Source organism: Streptomyces sp. NPDC026062 (assembly GCF_055568375.1).
The window spans coordinates 41,810-58,281 of sequence record NZ_JBVHOQ010000012.1 but is presented as its reverse complement, the minus strand read 5'-3'; the positions used below and the strand labels follow the sequence as shown (position 1 = coordinate 58,281).

Here is a 16,472-nt window from a genome sequence, read left to right as displayed (position 1 = left end):
CCGCAGCTGCTGGTGGTGCCGGAACGTCCCGGACCGGCGATGATCGGGAGAAGCCGGGCAACGTCGTCCTTCGTGCCCGCCCAGCGGCCAGGAGGCCCCCGATGCCACAGGACACCAGCGCGGCCGGGTCCGGCGCCGCACCCTTGACGCCCGAGGAGCGGGCGGCACGCGGGAAGGCCGCCCGCCGCTCGGTGCCCCGCTCCAGCCATGCCGTGTTCGAGCCGCCGGCGGACCGGCCGGATCCGCTGGACATCCTGGAGACCCAGTCGGCGACCAGGGTGCCCGAGCTCGTCCCGATCCGCTACGGACGCATGACGGAGTCGCCTTTCCGCTTCTATCGCGGCGCCGCCGCGATCATGGCCGCCGATCTGGCCGGCACTCCGGTGTCCGGGATCAGGGCCCAGCTGTGCGGGGACGCGCATCTGCTCAACTTCCGGCTGCTGGCCTCGCCGGAGCGGCAGCTGCTCTTCGACATCAACGACTTCGACGAGACGCTGCCGGGCCCCTGGGAGTGGGACGTCAAACGCCTGGCCGCCAGCCTCGTCATCGCGGGCCGGGCCAACGGTTTCGACGACCGGGAACGCGCCGCCGCCGTCGTGGCGTCGGTCAGGTCCTACCGGGAATCGATGATCCGGTTCGCCGGCATGCGCCACCTGGACGTCTGGTACGCCCGGACGGACGCCGAGCGGCTGCGGACCGTGGCGACGGAGCAGCTGAGGAAGCGCGGGCGCAGGGAACTGGCCCGCGCCATGGCCAAGGCCCGTTCCCGTGACAGTCTCCAGGCGTTCGACAAGCTGACGGAGGTGGTCGGCGGGCGGCGGCGGATCGCGGCGGACCCGCCACTGCTGGTCCCGGTCCGCGATCTGCTGCCCGAGACGGAGCGCGCGACGTTCACCGATCGGTTCCGCGGGCTCATCGACGGATACGGCCGGAGCCTGGCCTCCGACCGGCGCACCCTGCTGTCGGGCTTCCGTGTCGTCGACGTGGCCCGCAAGGTGGTCGGTGTGGGCAGCGTCGGCACCCGGTGCTGGATCGTTCTGCTGCTGGGCCGGGACGACGAGGACCCCCTCTTCCTCCAGGCCAAGGAGGCCGACACCTCGGTGCTCGCCCCGTACGCGGGCGGGAGCGGGTACCGCAACCAGGGCAGCCGGGTGGTCGCGGGACAGCGGCTGATGCAGGCGGCGAGCGACATCTTTCTGGGCTGGGAGCGGGTGGACGGGATCGACGGGCAGCGCCGGGACTTCTACGTCCGCCAGCTGCGCGACTGGAAGGGCATCTTCCAGCCGGAGTTGATGGTCCCGCGCGGGCTCGGCGTCTTCGGAGAGGTCTGCGGCGCCACCCTGGCCCGTGCCCACGCCCGGTCCGGGGACCGGATCGCGATCGCGGCGTACCTGGGCCGCGGCGAGGCGTTCGACCGGGCGCTCCAGCGGTTCGCGGAGTCGTACGCCGACCGGAACGAGCGCGACCACCAGGCGCTGGTCGCCGCGGTACGGTCCGGGCGGCTGCCCTCGGCCGAGCCCGCCGGCGAAGGAGCCTGACACCTCCCGGCCGCTGCCGGCCGTGCTGTTCGCGCCGCACCCGCGCGGTCGGACATCACCGGCTAAATCATCACATCGTGGTATCACCTTGGCAGCGCCTTGAGGACGGGGCGTCGCCCAGGGGTTCCCGACGCCGAGGAGACAACGAGGATGACGGCCAAGCCAGCCGAGGCGCCCGCCGGCCAGCCACCGGATCCCGTCGCCCTGATCCGCACCCGCGGTTACGCGGTCCTGCTCGCGATGGTGGCGGTTCTCGGGGTTCCGATCTCGGCTGCGGCCTTCGGCTTCCTCGCCCTGGTCTCGGAACTCGAGTCACTGACGTACCACGATCTGCCCGAGGCCCTGGGCTTCGCCGCCACTCCCTCGTGGTGGCCGGTGCCGCTCCTCGGCGTGGCGGGGCTGCTGACGGGGCTGGCCGTCCGTTACCTGCCGGGGGGCGGGGGTCACAAGCCGGCCGAGGGGATGGTGAACACGGGCGCGCCCTCGGCCGCGCGGTTGCCCGGTATCGCTCTCGCGGCTCTCGCGGGCCTCGGACTGGGCGCGGTGCTCGGCCCGGAGGCACCGCTCATCGCGCTCGGCGGGGGTCTGGCCGTGTGGGCGGTGCGTCTGGTCAAGCCGGACCTCGATCCGGGGGCGGTCGCCGTGGTGGGGGCCGCGGGCAGCTTCGCGGCCGTCAGCACACTGCTGGGTTCTCCGCTTCTCGGCGCGTTCCTGCTGATGGAGGCCTCGGGACTGGCCGGGATGATGCTCGGGGTGGCGCTGGTGCCCGGACTTCTGGCGGCCGGGATCGGCGCGCTCATCTTCACGGGGCTCGGCTCGTGGACGGGCCTGGGTACGTATTCGCTGGCGCTCAAGGACGTGCCGCACGCCGGCGGCCCCACCGTCGCCGAGTTCGGCTGGGCCGTCGCGCTCGGGCTGGGCGCCGCGCTCGTGGGCGACGGGATCCAGCGGCTGGCGCTGTTCCTCCAGCCGAGGGTGGCGCGGCGGACCGTGGTGGCCACCGCCGGAATGGGCCTCGTCGTCGGCGTGCTCGCCCTGGCGTACGCCGAAGGCACTGGGAAGTCCGCGTCCCAGGTGCTGTACTCGGGCCAGCACGCGCTGGACCCCCTGCTCGCCGACAGCGCGCAATACTCGGCGGCCACCCTGGTGGTACTGATCGTCTGCAAGTCGCTTGCCTACTGCGCCTGTCTGAGCGCGTTCCGGGGTGGTCCGATCTTCCCGTCGATGTTCATCGGCGCCGCCGGCGGCCTCGCACTCGCCCATCTCCCCGGACTGAACCCGACCTCCGGATTCGCCATGGGCATCGGGGCGATGTGCGTGGCCATGCTGAAACTCCCGATGACGGCGGTGCTGCTGGCGACACTGCTCCTGGGGACCGACGGACTCACCGTCATGCCACTCGTGATCGTCTCGGTGGTGGTCTCCTACGTCGTCACCATGCGGATCACTCCCCCGCCGGCCGCGTTGACGAAGGAGCCACCCGCGGCGTGAACGCCCACGACCGCCCCGTCAGCCCCCTTCCCGCTTCTGGGGAGCCGCGCAGAGTGCCCAGATGATGAAGACATCAATGGCGATGAGCACGATGGACCACAGCGGATAGTGCGGCAGCCAGAGGAAGTTGGCGAGCGCGCCGAATCCGGCGAGGACGACACCCACGACCCGCGCCCAGGCGGACCCGGTGAACACGGCGCAGCCGGCGAGCACGATGACGATGCCGAGAGCGAGGTGGATCCAGCCCCAGCCGGTCAGGTCGAACTGGAACACGTAGTTGCGTGTGGCGACGAAGACGTCGTCCTTGGCGATGGCGGCGACCCCTTGCAGGATCGCCATGGCCCCGCCGAAGATCATCAGGACTCCGGCGAAGGTGGTCCACCCTGCCTGGTACGGGTGGCGGGAGCTCGGGGCGGTATCGCGCGCGGCTCGTGGTTCGTTGCTGGTGCTGGCCATGTCGGCCTCCTCGGGTAGCGGAACCACCCGGCAGGACCGCTGTGCCCGACCGGGCCAATCCCTTGTCCAAGCGTGACACGATGGCATCCGCCCGGCAGAACGAGGAAGCGTCACGACGCGCCCCGCACTGCCCCGGCACCCGCACCCACACGACCGGGCATCCCGAAACAGAGATATCCTCTCCGATATGAGAGAAGAAGCTGAGGACGGGTCCGGGTCCGTCGAGGCCGGGCTCGCCGCGCGCCTCGGTGAACTGCGCGTCGAGCGCGGCTGGTCGCTGGACGAGCTGGCCCGGCGCAGCGGGTTGAGCCGTTCGACGCTCTCCCGGCTCGAACGCGGTGAACTGAGTCCGACGGCCGCCCAGCTCGGCCGGCTGTGCACCGTCCACGGGCGGACCATGTCCCGGCTGCTGCTGGAAGTGGAGGCCCAGCCACCAGAGCTGGTCCCCTCCTCCCGTCAGACGGTCTGGCGGGACGAGAAGTCGGGTTTCGTGCGCAGGTCCGTCTCGCCGCCCCATGCCGGTCTGCGCGCGGAGGTCATCGAGGGCACCCTCGACGCGGGTGCGGTGATCGCTTACGAGAATCCGCCCGTCCCCGGCCTTGAGCAGCACATCTGGGTCCTGGAGGGAACGGTCGAGATCACCGTCGACGCCACCGTGCACACCGTCGGCCTGGGCGACTGTCTCCGGTTCCGGCTGCGCGGCCCTTCGCGCTTCCACTGTCCGGGCCCGGAACGGGTCCGCTACGCACTGATGATCGTTGCACCGTGAAAGAACCAGCTGTGAAAGAACCAGTCATGAGAGAACCCATCGTGATCATGAGAGAACCCATCGCGAAAGGACCGGTCGCATGACCGAGATCGTCCCGGTGACCGGACCCGAACTGGTCACCTACGCCGATGAGCTGGCCGCCCTCCTGGTGGAGACCGTCGACGGCGGAGCCTCCGTGGGGTTCCTGGCTCCGCTCGACAGGGATGCCGCCGCGCGCTGGTGGCGGGAGCGCGCCGCCTCCGTGGACGCGGGGCATCTCCAGGTCTGGATCGCCCGGGACGGGGAGCGGATCGCGGGGACCATCGGTATGGTCCGGGCGGCACTGCCCAACGCCCGTCACCGGGCGGAGGTCGCCAAGCTGATCGTGCGGCCGTCGGCGCGCGGCAGGGGGCTCGGCAGGGCACTGCTGGAGGCCATGGAGCGCTCGGCGGCCGGGGACGGTGTCACGCTGCTGGTCCTGGACACCGAGAGCGGAAGTCCGGCCGAGAGGCTGTACCGCTCGGCCGGGTGGACGGAGTGCGGTTCGGTTCCGGACTATGCCGCGGACCCGGCCGGTGTCCTGAAGCCGACCACCATCTACCACAAGGCCGTGGGCCGGAACGCTCCGGCGGCGGGCCCGGCTTCGTTCCGATGAACCTCCGGGCGCGACAATGGCCCTTGAAGACACCGACGAGGAGACACCCATGACGCTGCACGACATCCCGCTCCACACCCTCACCGGCGAGCCGACCACGCTGGGCGCCTACCGCGGCCGGGCGGTCCTGCTGGTGAACGTCGCCTCCAAGTGCGGGCTGACCCCGCAGTACGCCGGCCTGGAGCGGCTCCAGAAGGAGTACGGCGACCGGGGCTTCACGGTGCTCGGCGTGCCGTGCAACCAGTTCGGCGGCCAGGAGCCCGGCAGCTCGGAGGAGATCCAGACCTTCTGCTCGACGACGTACGGCGTGAGCTTCCCGCTGCTGGCGAAGACCGACGTCAACGGTGCCGGCCGTCACCCGCTCTACGCGGAACTCACCCAGCTCGCGGACGCGGACGGCGAGGCCGGGGACATCCAGTGGAACTTCGAGAAGTTCCTGATCTCCCCCGCGGGCGAGCCGGTCGCGCGGATCCGCCCCCGCACCGAGCCGGAGGCCCCGGAGGTCGTCGCGGCCATCGAGGCACAGCTCCCCGCCTGAGCACCGGCGCCCCCGTTCCCGCCACAACGGACCGGCCCCCGTCCCTGTCGGTGCGACAGGGACGGGGGCCGGTCCGTCGGAGGTCCTGGCGGGACGTCAGCGGATGGGCATCCCGGACAGGGTGCGGGCGATGACCAGGCGCTGGATCTCGCTCGTCCCCTCGAAGATCGTGTAGATCGCGGCGTCGCGGTGCATCCGCTCCACCGGGTACTCACGGGTGAAGCCGTTGCCACCGAGGATCTGGACCGCCTGGGCGGTGACCTTCTTGGCGGTCTCGCTCGCGTAGAGCTTGGACATCGACCCCTCGGCGGACTCGAACGGCTTGCCCGCGGTCGCCATCCAGGAGGCACGCCAGACCAGCAGGCGCGCCGCGTCGATCTGCGTACGCATGTCGGCGAGCTGGAAGGCGATGCCCTGGTTGTCGATGATCGGGCGGCCGAACTGGGTCCGGGTCTTCGCGTAGTCCAGCGCGACCTCGTACGCGGCGCGGGCGGTGCCGACGGCCATCGCGCCGACGGCCGGGCGGGATGCCTCGAACGTGGCCATCGCGGCGTTCTTCACACGCTCGCCGCCGCCCGAGGCGGCGCGCTCGCGGGCCCGGGCGAGGCGCTGGTCGAGCTTCTCCTTGCCGCCGAGCAGACAGTGCCCCGGGACGCGCACGTCCTCCAGGACGACCTCGGCGGTGTGCGAGGCGCGGATGCCGTGCTTCTTGAACTTCTGGCCCTGCGAGAGGCCCGCCGTCCCCGGCGGCACGATGAAGGAGGCGTGCCCCTTGGAGCCGAGCTCGGCGTCCACGACCGCGACCACCACATGGACGTTGGCGATGCCACCGTTGGTCGCCCAGGTCTTGGTGCCGTTGAGCACCCACTCGTCCTTGACCTGGTCGTAGACCGCGCGGGTACGCATCGAGGCGACGTCGGAACCGGCGTCGGGCTCGGAGGAGCAGAAGGCGGCGACCTTCACGTCGTTCGCGTCCCCGTACATCTGCGGGATCCAGGTGCCGATCTGCTCCTCGGTGCCGTTGGCGAGGACGCCGACGGCCGCGAGGCCGGTGCCGACGATCGACAGGGCGATGCCCGCGTCGCCCCAGAACAGCTCCTCCATCGCCATCGGGATGCCGAGGCCCGTCGGGTCGAAGAACTGCTGGGCGTAGAAGTCCAGTGAGTAGATTCCGACCTTGGCGGCCTCCTGGATGACGGGCCAGGGCGTTTCCTCACGCTCGTCCCACTCCGAAGCTGCCGGACGGATCACGTCCGCGGCGAATCCGTGAAGCCAGTCACGGACCTGCTTCTGGTCGTCGTTGAGTTCGAGCGTGAACTCGGCCATGTTCCCCTCCACGTGCTGCCGTCAACCTGTTGGTTACTTGCGGTAACAACAGTCTGTTACCGACAAGTAGCCTCTGTCAACCGCGCGAGCGGCGATCCACCCACCGACGGGCAGGGTGTTACGTTGCGCAGGCAGGACGGACATGCAGGCCAGGGGTGGGAGAAACAACATGGAGACCACACAACAGGCCGAGCGACAGCGGACCGCGGCCGAGAGCCGCCGCCGCGAGCTGCTCGAGGCCGCCGACCGCGTGGTGCTCAGGGACGGCCCCGGGGCTTCGATGAACGCCATCGCGGCGGAGGCCGGCATCACCAAACCCATCCTCTACCGGCACTTCGGCGACAAGGGCGGTCTCTACCGCGCCCTGGCCAAACGGCACACCGACGCACTGCTGAGCGCCCTGCGCGACGCGCTCGACGCCCCCGCCGACCGCCGCCGGCGCATCGAGGCGACGCTCGACACGTATCTCGCGGCGATCGAGGCACGTCCGCAGGTCTACCGCTTCCTGATGCACCCGTCCGACGACGCGACGCCCGCCTCCGAACAGGGCTTCGACGTGGGGCGGCACTCGGCCCCGCTGCTGCGCCGCCTCGGCGAGGAGCTCGCCACGGTCATCGCGGAACGGGTGGATCTCGGCCCGGACAGTCAGCAGATGGCCCGGATCTGGGGGCACGGCATCATCGGCATGGCGCAGGCGGCAGGCGACTGGTGGCTGAGCGAACGCCCCTGTTCTCGCGAGCAGTTGGTGCGGAATCTGGCCGATCTGCTCTGGGGCAGACTGGCCGAGGTCAGTGACCGCCCCGGCGGTACCGGGTTCTGACGCGGCCGGTCAGCCGGTGCGCCCCCAGGGCGCCCGGCGGGCCGCGCGCAGGGCGCGCGACCTGCGCAGTCCGGTCAGCCGGTCCGTATAGACGGTTCCGTCGAGATGGTCGCACTCGTGCTGGAGACACCGGGCGAAGAAACCCGTCCCGCTGATCCGCACCGGCTCCCCCTCGACCGTCACACCCTCGACCACAGCCTGGTCGAAGCGCGGTGTGGCGGCCTCGATGCCCGGAAGCGACAAGCAGCCTTCCGGGCCGCGCACGGTGATGCCGTCGGCTTCGACGAGCGTGGGGTTGACCACATGTCCCAGATGCCGGACGTCCTCGTCGTCGGGGCAGTCGAAGACGAACACCCGAAGCGGCACACCGACCTGGTTGGCGGCGAGACCGACACCCTGCGCCGCGTACATCGTGGCGAACATGTCCTCGACCAGCCGGGCGAGCGGACGCCCGAAGTCCGTGACCGGCTCGCACGCGGCGTGGAGCACCGGGTCACCGAGCAGGCTCATGGTCCGGACGAGGCCGGAGCTGCCGGGGATGGGGCGGTTTCGCATGCCGGTCATCGTACGGTCCCCACCGGAACGCCCCGTACACGGCCGAGCACGCGCGGGACCGCGCACGCTCCCGGCTGCCGGGGCGGCGAACGGCCCCGCGCAGCCGGTACGCGGCAGCGACAAGAGGTGACGCACGGTCAGTATTTCCGGGGCCCCTTGGCACGGAAAAATCCATGGCTCCCCGACGTACCGATCGAACCAGCTCTGACCTGTATGTTTGCCAGATCGAGGCAAGGGTGCTATTTCGCCCGTGGCCCGCTCCGGGGGAACTCCGAGGTCCGGCGCGGTGCCGCCGTGCCGCCGCCGCGCCGGACCTCGATAGGCTGGGCGCGGACCGATGCAAGGAGGATCTAGGACGATGGCAGGCAACACGGAGCCGTTGTCGCCGCGGGCCAAGCTGGCCGTGACGGCGGGCAAGGCCGCTGCGGCGGTGTCGCGAGCGGCCGGGCGGGGCAGCGGATCGGTGATCGGCGGCCGGGTGGCGCTCAAGCTCGACCCCGACCTGCTCGGGCGGCTGGCGCAGCACCTGGACGTGATCCTCGTGTCGGCGACGAACGGCAAGACGACTACGACCCGGCTGATCGCCGAGGCACTGCGGGCCGCCGGCCCGGTGGTGTCGAACGCGCTCGGCGCCAACATGCCCGCGGGCATCACCTCGGCCCTGGCCGGTGGCTCGGACGCGCAGTACGGCGTGATCGAGGTCGACGAGAAGTACCTGGCCGGTGTCGCCCGCGACACGACGCCCAAGGTGATCGCGCTGCTCAACCTTTCCCGCGACCAGCTGGACCGCGCCGCGGAGACCCGGATGCTCGCCGAGAAGTGGCGGGAGGGCCTGTCCGGCTCGAAGGCCGTGATCGTCGCCAACGCGGACGACCCGCTCATCGTCTGGGCGGCCTCTTCCTCTCCCAACGTGGTGTGGGTCGCGGCCGGCCAGGCGTGGAAGGACGACGCCTGGTCCTGCCCGTCCTGCGGTGGTGTGATGCAGCGCCCCGGCGACGACTGGTTCTGCGGCGAGTGCGGCTTCCGCCGACCGCCGCCCAGCTGGGTCCTGCACGGTGACTACGTGCTCGACCCGCACGGTTCGGCATGGCCGATCCACCTCCAGCTGCCCGGCCGCGCGAACAAGGCCAACGCCACCAGCTCGGCCGCCGTGGCCGCGGTCTTCGGGGTGCCGCCACAGGTCGCCCTGGAGCGGATGTACCAGGTGCAGGCCGTCGCGGGCCGCTACGACGTGGTCACCTTCCTCGGCCGTGAGCTGCGGCTGCTGCTGGCGAAGAACCCCGCGGGCTGGCTGGAGACGTTCTCCCTGATCGATCCGCCGCCCACTCCGGTGATCCTCTCCGTCAACGCCCGGGGCGCCGACGGCACGGACACCTCGTGGCTGTGGGACGTGGACTACACCCAGCTCGCGGGCCACCCGATCTTCGTGCTCGGCGACCGGAAGCTGGACCTCGCGGTCCGCCTCGAAGTCGCCGGACTCGACTTCCGGGTCTGCGAGAACCTCGACGAGGCCGTCCAGCAGTCACCGCCGGGACGCATCGAGGTCATCGCCAACTACACCGCCTTCCAGGATCTGCGCCGTCGTGTCGGCAACTGACCCCGGCCCCGGCCCCCTCCGGAGAGGACGAAGCATGAGCAACAACAGCCTGCGGCTGGTGTGGGTCTACCCGGACCTGCTGAGCACCTACGGCGACCAGGGCAACGCCCTCGTGGTGGAGCGCCGGGCCCGTCAGCGCGGTCTCGACGTGTCACGCGTCGACGTGCGCAGCGACCAGCCGGTCCCCACCTCGGGGGACATCTATCTGATCGGCGGCGGTGAGGACCGGCCGCAGCGTCTGGCTGCGGAGCGGCTGCGCCGCGACGGCGGCCTCAGCCGGGCCGCGTCCAACGGCGCGATCATCTTCTCGGTCTGCGCCGGGTACCAGATCCTCGGGCACGAGTTCGTCAACGACCTCGGTGAGCGCGAGCAGGGTCTCGGGCTGCTCGACGTGGTCTCCACCCGCGGCGAGGGCGCGCGGTGTGTCGGCGACGTGCTGGGGGACATCGACCCGCACCTCGGGCTGCCGCCGCTGACCGGTTTCGAGAACCACCAGGGCGTCACCCATCTCGGGCCGACGGCACGCCCGTTCGCCCGGGTGCGGTTCGGCCGGGGCAACGGCACGGGGGACGGCACGGAGGGTGCGTACAACGACACCGTCTTCGGTACGTACATGCACGGGCCCGTGATGGCGCGCAACCCGCTGATCGCGGACCTGCTGCTGAAGCTGGCTCTCGATGTGAACGCGCTGCCGCCCACCGACGACCGCTGGTACGAGGCGCTGCGCGCCGAGCGGATCGCCGCGGCGACACAGCCCGCCTGATGAGGCGTAATTCGCTCAGCTGAGCGGAGTCCAGCAGGCGGACGCCCGGTTCGGTCCCGCCACCCTGCGCCGGTAGGGTGGCGGGGATCCAACCGGACGACGTGGTCCGGTCGTCGGCCCACGTTGCAAAGGTTCCCCGGGCAATGCGAATTGGTGTGCTCACCTCCGGCGGCGACTGCCCCGGCCTCAATGCCGTCATCCGTTCCGTCGTCCACCGCGCTGTGGTCGACCACGGCGACGAGGTCATCGGCTTCCACGACGGGTGGCGGGGCCTCCTGGAGTGCGACTACCGCAAGCTCGACCTCGACGCGGTCGGCGGCATCCTCGCCCGGGGCGGCACGATCCTCGGATCCTCCCGCGTCCAGCCCGCGCATCTGCGCGGTGGCGTGGAGACGGCCAGGGGCCATGTCGCGGACCTCGGCCTCGACGCGATCATCCCGATCGGCGGCGAGGGCACGCTGAAGGCGGCCAACCTGCTGTCCGAGGCGGGACTGCCGATCGTCGGCGTACCGAAGACGATCGACAACGACATAGCCTCCACCGACGTGACCTTCGGTTTCGACACCGCGGTGGGTGTGGCCACCGAGGCCCTCGACCGGCTGAAGACCACCGCCGAGTCCCACCAGCGCGTCATGATCGTCGAGGTCATGGGCCGTCACACCGGCTGGATCGCCCTGCACTCGGGCATGGCGGCCGGTGCCCACGCGATCGTCGTTCCGGAGCGGCCCTTCGACATCGACGAGCTGACCGAGCTGGTCGGCCGGCGCTTCTCGGCCGGCAAGAAGTTCGCGATCGTCGTGGTGGCCGAGGGCGCGAAGCCGCGCGAGGGCTCCATGGAGTTCGAGTCCGGCGTCAAGGACATCTACGGTCACGAGCGCTTCGCCGGTGTGGCGACGCAGCTCTCCATCGAGCTGGAGCAGCGTCTGGGCAAGGAGGCGCGCCCGGTGATCCTCGGCCATGTGCAGCGCGGCGGCACACCGACCGCGTACGACCGCGTCCTCGCGACCCGATTCGGCTGGCACGCGGTGGAGGCGGCCCACCGCGGGGAGTTCGGCATGATGACGGCCCTGCGCGGCACGGACATCACGATGGTGCCTCTCGCGGACGCCGTGGAGACCCTCAAGACGGTCCCGGCCGAGCGGTACTCCGAGGCCGAGTGCGTGCTCTGAGCCACACCACGACCCGAGACCGCCCCCGGCCGCACCCGCGGCCGGGGGCGGTTCTACTCTGGTCGGGACAACCGGCACGAAACGGGGACGTCCCGGCGTTCCCATCGGGAGTGAACAGATGGATCACAGCGGGCACGGCATGAACATGGATCTGCCGCCGTTCACGCTGGGACGCGGGCTCCAGTTCTCCGCGGACCCGTTCTTCCTGACCGGCTGCGTCCTCGCAGTGGTCCTGTACGGGTACGCGGTGCTGCGGCTCCGCAGGCGCGGGGACTCATGGCCGGTCAGCCGGACCGCGTTCTTCGTCGTCGGGGTCCTGACCATCGCCCTGGTGATGTGCACCAAGCTGAACGACTACGGCATGGTCATGTTTAGCGTGCACATGGTGCAGCACATGGTGATCAGCATGCTGTCGCCGATCCTGCTGCTGCTGGGTGCGCCGGTGACCCTCGCGCTGCGTGCCCTGCCGGTCGCGGCGCGTGGCAGCAAGGGGCCCCGTGAGCTGCTCCTGATGCTGCTGCACAGCCGCTACATGAAGATCATCACGCACCCCGTGTTCACCATTCCGCTCTTCATCGCCAGCCTGTACGCCCTGTACTTCACCCCGCTCTTCGACTTCCTGATGGGTTCGACGGCCGGGCACCTCGCGATGATGGTGCACTTCCTCGCGGTCGGCCTGGTCTTCTTCTGGCCGATCATGGGCATCGACCCGGGTCCGCACCGGCCGGGCTATCTGATGAGGATGCTGGAGCTGTTCGCCGGGATGCCGTTCCACGCCTTCTTCGGTATCGCGCTGATGATGGCGAGCCAGCCCATGGTGGCGGTCTACGAGAACCCCCCGGCCTCGCTCGGCATCGACGCCCTGTCCGACCAGAACGCTGCGGGCGGCATCGCGTGGGCGTTCAGCGAGATCCCGTCGGTCCTGGTTCTGGTGGCCCTGGTGTTCCAGTGGTACCGCTCGGAACAGCGGACGGCGAAGCGTACGGACCGTGCGGCGGACCGGGACGGCGACCAGGAGCTTCAGGCGTACAACGCCTATCTCGCCTCGTTGCAGGCGCGCGGACAGTAGCGGTGGAGGTGCCTTCGGGGTGACGATGGCATCCACGGCCGCGCGGCCGATGAGGTCCTGTCCGGGGTTCCCCGTCGTCCGCGCGGAGCTCGGGCGCAACGGCCACCGGCGCGTGCGACCGGCGTGCGGTGTCGCGGCCCTGTGACGGAGCCATCTGTCCCGGGGCACCGCGCGTCGAGCGGGCCGGGCGCCGGGACGCGGACGGGGAACTCCGGACAGGACCTCAAGGAGGGTGCGCGCATGTCCGGATCCACGAAGGCAATGGGAATGCTCACCGTAGGTGCCCTGGTGGCCGTCACCGCGTACACGGTGGCGCTCGGGAGCAACGGCTGGCTCTGGTTCGGCTGGGTCGTGCTGGGGCTGATCACGATGGGAATGGCCGCCACCCGCGAGACCTGAGCCGTACGGAGCAGGCCCGGCCGTCTCCGTACGCCCAGACGGTGTCTGCCCGCGCTTCGGGCCGAGCGCCTGTCCGGGGCCGGACGGGGGCGCGCCTAGTGTTCGGGCCACGGTGCCGCCGTCACGGCGGCCGGGGCTCGAGGAGCGAGTGATGCGGAACCGCGCTGGAACGACCACTGCCGTCACAGTGGTCCTGCTGGGCGCCTTCCTCGGCGGCTGTTCCGACGACAACGGAGGCGGTGGCTCCTCGTCGGCCACGCCGTCCGCGACCGGCACGGCGGCGGCCGGGACCGTGACGAGCGCGTCCGGCCCGCTGGGGACCATCCTGGTCGACGGTGAGGGCCGGACCCTGTACCTCTGGGAGGCGGACACCTCGTCGAAGTCCACCTGCGACGGTTCCTGCGCGACCTCGTGGCCGCCCGTGACCGTCACCGGGAAGCCGGTCGCCGGCCAGGGCGTGAAGGCCTCCCTGCTCGGCACCACGACGCGTGACGACGGCCGCAAGGAGATCACGTACAACGGCCACCCGCTGTACCGCTACGCGGGCGACACGAACGCCGGCGACACGAACGGCCAGGGATCGAACGGCTTCGGTGCGGCCTGGTGGGTGCTCGACACCTCCGGAAACAAGATCACCAAGACCGCTCCCTCCCCCTCCGCCTCGAACAACGGAGGGTACTGAGCCGTGCTCGCGCTGCTTCCCGCGAGGGCACGCGCCGCCATGGTGGCCTCGGTGGCCTGCGCCACCGCCCTGGCCGGCTGCTCCGGCGGCGGTGGCGGCTCCTCGTCCTCCGCTTCCCCCACCCCGTCCGCCGCCTCGCAGCCATCGGGCGGCGCCGTGATCACGATCAAGGACTTCGCCTTCCATCCCGCCGCCCTGACCGTCACCCCGGGCGCGAAGGTCACTGTGATCAACAAGGATTCGGCAACTCACACAGTGACGGCCACGGCCGGCAAGGCCTTCGACACCGGCCAGGTGAAGTCGGGGCAAACGTTGATCTTCGAGGCTCCGGCCCGGCCGGGCGCGTATCCGTACATCTGCACCATCCATCCGACGATGAACGGCTCGCTCACGGTGCGCTGAGGCGGCCTCGCGGGACACCCGGCGGACGGGCCCCGCCGGCCGCCCGGGCGCTCACATACGCGTTCGCGTACGCCGTGCGAACCATCCGGGCACCCCGTCGACACCTACCCAGCCATCACTCTCCGGCACGATCCGCACACGGCCGCACCTCTCGCGCGGGGGGAGGCCGGCGGACAGCACCGGCCTCCCCCGCGCACGGTCGCCCTCCACCTCCATGCGACTGTCCAGCGGGTTTCGCCGACGGCGCGCAAAGGGTGCGCGGCCATGGCACCGCACTTCCGGCAGTCGTCACGCCAACACGCACAACACTCCGGCCGTCACCCGGTGTACATATCCCCGGCGGCGCCCGAGACACCCTCCACAGCCGCGCACACGCAATCGCGAACACTTCGCACCCGCCTCCACAGGCACCTCTCCCCCGCCTCCGGCCGAGCGTTCACACCCCGGCGGCAACGGCTCCGGCGGCGGCGCCCGGGGCCTTCGATCGCGCCTCCCCCGCCGTCCGTTCGACGTATAGCCGAGTTAACACGCTCGTAAGGCAGTTGTGATTTAAGTCTTGACAGGTGCTCATCACCACGCCACCTTGGGAGCGCTCCCACAATCAAGACTTGCACACTCCACTCCCCTCCCCTCTCCCCCAATACCGGGTGGCGAAAGGGGCGTTACGGGGCGCAGCCGCGCTCCCCGCAACGCCCCACGCCCCTCGGCCGAGGAAGGCGTTTGTCATGAGCTTGGTGAAGCGCTGTAGAAGCAGCCGCACCGGAGGGCTCCCGACCCTCCTGGTCGGAGCCCTGGCCCTCGCCACCACCCTGACGGGTGGACCGGCGACCGCGGCCGCGCAGGGCACGTTGCATGAACTCGCCGCCGCCCAGGGCAAGTACTTCGGTTCCGCCACCGACAACCCGGAACTGCCGGACGCCGCCTACGCGGCCACCCTGGGCTCCGAGTTCGGGCAGATCACCCCCGGCAATTCCATGAAGTGGGACACCACCGAGCCCGTGCAGGGCCAGTTCAACTTCGCCAAGGGCGACGTGATCACCGACTTCGCGGAGCAGCACGGTCAGACCGTGCGGGGCCACACCCTCGTCTGGCACAGCCAACTGCCCGGCTGGGTCGGCTCATTGCCGTCGGCTCAGGTGGAGGCGGCCATGACGAACCACATCACCGAGGAGGCGACGCACTATCGCGGCGCGGTCTCGGCGTGGGACGTGGTGAACGAACCGTTCAACGAGGACGGGACCTTCCGCACGAGCCCCTTCTACACCGCCATGGGCAGCGACTACATCGCCACCGCTCTGCGCGCCGCGCATGCGGCGGACCCGGACGCCAAGCTGTATGTCAACGACTACAACATCGAGGGGCTCGGCGCGAAGAGCGACGCCATGTACGCCCTGGTGAGCGAACTGCTCGCCGAGGGAGTGCCGCTCGACGGCGTCGGCATGCAGGCGCATCTGGCCGTCCAGTACGGCTTCCCGTACGAGATGAAGGCGAACATGCAGCGGTTCGCCGATCTCGGCCTCGACGTGGCCGTGACCGAACTCGACGTGCGCATGCAGCTGCCCGCCGACGCGGCCAAGACCGCCACACAGTCCTCGTACTACCGGCAGGCGACCGAGGCCTGCCTGGCGGTCGAGCGCTGCGTCGGCATCACCGTCTGGGACTACACGGACAAGTACTCCTGGGTCCCGAGCACGTTCCCGGGGCAGGGCGCGGCCAATCTGTACGACGAGAACCTGGCGCCGAAGCCCGCGTACTCGGCCGTGCGCACCGCACTCGGCGGCGACGACGGCGGCGGCGAGGGCGGCGACCCCGGTGCGCTCAAGGTGCAGTACCGCAGCAGCGACTCCTCGGCGGGCGACAACCAGATCAAGCCCGGTCTCCAACTCGTGAACACCGGTACTGCGGCGGCCAATCTCTCCGACGTGACAGTCCGTTACTGGTTCAGCTCCGACAACGGGGCTACTACATACGGCACTTGGTGTGACTGGTCCCAGATCGGCTGCTCCGGCGTGACCCACCGGGTCGTCGCCGCGAGCACCCCGAAGGCCGGCGCCGACCACTACCTCGAAGTCGGCTTCACCGGCGGCAGTCTGACGCCGGGAGCCACCACCGGCGAGATCCAGCTGCGCCTCAGCAAGACGGACTGGTCGAACTTCGACGAGTCGGACGACTACAGCCACGGCACCGGCACCGCCTACGCGGACGCCGCCAACATCGCCGTCTATGCCGGCGGCGAGCTGGTCTGGGGCATCGAGCCCTGATCA

The 16,472-nt window shown here is 70.6% G+C and carries 17 protein-coding genes; 14 read left to right on the top strand and 3 right to left on the bottom strand.

Going from position 1 to position 16,472, the window contains the following annotated elements:
- The first annotated feature begins 101 nt into the window (after positions 1-101).
- Together ACZ4LX_RS13580 and ACZ4LX_RS13575 are read left to right on the top strand one after the other, a co-directional pair.
- Positions 102-1,538, top strand: coding sequence for a DUF2252 domain-containing protein (locus tag ACZ4LX_RS13580; protein ID WP_467638217.1), 1,437 nt, complete (start codon positions 102-104; stop codon positions 1,536-1,538).
- 150 nt (positions 1,539-1,688) lie between these two features.
- On the top strand, positions 1,689-3,029 hold the full coding sequence (locus tag ACZ4LX_RS13575; RefSeq protein ID WP_467638220.1) for a chloride channel protein: 1,341 nt from the start codon (positions 1,689-1,691) through the stop codon (positions 3,027-3,029).
- A gap of 18 nt (positions 3,030-3,047) precedes the next feature.
- On the opposite strand, the gene ACZ4LX_RS13570 is transcribed toward ACZ4LX_RS13575, so the two are convergent.
- Complete coding sequence (locus ACZ4LX_RS13570; RefSeq protein ID WP_467638223.1) at positions 3,048-3,485, bottom strand: DUF7144 family membrane protein; 438 nt, start codon at positions 3,483-3,485, stop codon at positions 3,048-3,050.
- Positions 3,486-3,672: 187 nt separating this feature from the next.
- Between ACZ4LX_RS13570 and ACZ4LX_RS13565 the strand changes: the two genes are divergently transcribed.
- From ACZ4LX_RS13565 to ACZ4LX_RS13555, 3 genes are all read left to right on the top strand, one after another.
- Positions 3,673-4,254: a helix-turn-helix domain-containing protein gene (locus tag ACZ4LX_RS13565; RefSeq protein WP_467638226.1), complete on the top strand. Its 582-nt coding sequence runs from the start codon at positions 3,673-3,675 to the stop codon at positions 4,252-4,254.
- Positions 4,255-4,333: 79 nt separating this feature from the next.
- Complete coding sequence (locus ACZ4LX_RS13560; RefSeq protein WP_467638230.1) at positions 4,334-4,888, top strand: GNAT family N-acetyltransferase; 555 nt, start codon at positions 4,334-4,336, stop codon at positions 4,886-4,888.
- A 49-nt stretch (positions 4,889-4,937) separates the two neighbouring features.
- The gene (locus tag ACZ4LX_RS13555) at positions 4,938-5,426 is read left to right on the top strand and encodes a glutathione peroxidase (protein WP_467638233.1); all 489 of its coding nucleotides are present in this window, start codon (positions 4,938-4,940) and stop codon (positions 5,424-5,426) included.
- Between the two features lie 96 nt (positions 5,427-5,522).
- Here ACZ4LX_RS13555 and ACZ4LX_RS13550 read toward each other — a convergent pair whose 3' ends face one another.
- On the bottom strand, positions 5,523-6,752 hold the full coding sequence (locus tag ACZ4LX_RS13550; RefSeq protein WP_467638236.1) for an acyl-CoA dehydrogenase family protein: 1,230 nt from the start codon (positions 6,750-6,752) through the stop codon (positions 5,523-5,525).
- Between the two features lie 169 nt (positions 6,753-6,921).
- Here ACZ4LX_RS13550 and ACZ4LX_RS13545 point away from each other — a divergent pair, with 169 nt between their 5' ends.
- Entirely contained in the window at positions 6,922-7,572 is a 651-nt protein-coding gene (locus tag ACZ4LX_RS13545) for a TetR/AcrR family transcriptional regulator (RefSeq protein ID WP_467638239.1), read from the top strand.
- 9 nt (positions 7,573-7,581) lie between these two features.
- Here the strand turns inward: ACZ4LX_RS13545 and def are convergent, their stop codons facing one another.
- Positions 7,582-8,136: a peptide deformylase gene (def, locus tag ACZ4LX_RS13540; RefSeq protein WP_467638242.1), complete on the bottom strand. Its 555-nt coding sequence runs from the start codon at positions 8,134-8,136 to the stop codon at positions 7,582-7,584.
- Between the two features lie 349 nt (positions 8,137-8,485).
- On the opposite strand from def, the gene ACZ4LX_RS13535 reads away from it, so the two are divergent.
- From ACZ4LX_RS13535 to ACZ4LX_RS13500, 8 genes are all read left to right on the top strand, one after another.
- Positions 8,486-9,724 carry a Mur ligase family protein gene (locus ACZ4LX_RS13535; protein ID WP_356318732.1) on the top strand — a complete coding sequence of 413 codons (1,239 nt, stop codon included), beginning with the start codon at positions 8,486-8,488 and terminating at the stop codon, positions 9,722-9,724.
- 34 nt (positions 9,725-9,758) lie between these two features.
- Positions 9,759-10,487 carry a type 1 glutamine amidotransferase gene (locus tag ACZ4LX_RS13530; RefSeq protein ID WP_467638246.1) on the top strand — a complete coding sequence of 243 codons (729 nt, stop codon included), beginning with the start codon at positions 9,759-9,761 and terminating at the stop codon, positions 10,485-10,487.
- 143 nt (positions 10,488-10,630) lie between these two features.
- Positions 10,631-11,656, top strand: coding sequence for a 6-phosphofructokinase (locus ACZ4LX_RS13525; protein ID WP_467638249.1), 1,026 nt, complete (start codon positions 10,631-10,633; stop codon positions 11,654-11,656).
- 118 nt (positions 11,657-11,774) lie between these two features.
- On the top strand, positions 11,775-12,725 hold the full coding sequence (locus ACZ4LX_RS13520) for a cytochrome c oxidase assembly protein (protein WP_467638252.1): 951 nt from the start codon (positions 11,775-11,777) through the stop codon (positions 12,723-12,725).
- Positions 12,726-12,965: 240 nt separating this feature from the next.
- A complete protein-coding gene (locus ACZ4LX_RS13515; RefSeq protein ID WP_467638255.1) occupies positions 12,966-13,124 on the top strand; it encodes a hypothetical protein in 159 nt (52 codons plus the stop codon).
- Positions 13,125-13,275: 151 nt separating this feature from the next.
- Positions 13,276-13,806 carry a COG4315 family predicted lipoprotein gene (locus ACZ4LX_RS13510; protein ID WP_467638257.1) on the top strand — a complete coding sequence of 177 codons (531 nt, stop codon included), beginning with the start codon at positions 13,276-13,278 and terminating at the stop codon, positions 13,804-13,806.
- A 3-nt stretch (positions 13,807-13,809) separates the two neighbouring features.
- Entirely contained in the window at positions 13,810-14,208 is a 399-nt protein-coding gene (locus ACZ4LX_RS13505; protein ID WP_467638260.1) for a cupredoxin domain-containing protein, read from the top strand.
- A gap of 725 nt (positions 14,209-14,933) precedes the next feature.
- Complete coding sequence (locus ACZ4LX_RS13500) at positions 14,934-16,469, top strand: glycoside hydrolase family 10 protein (RefSeq protein ID WP_467638263.1); 1,536 nt, start codon at positions 14,934-14,936, stop codon at positions 16,467-16,469.
- The last annotated feature ends 3 nt before the right edge of the window (positions 16,470-16,472 follow it).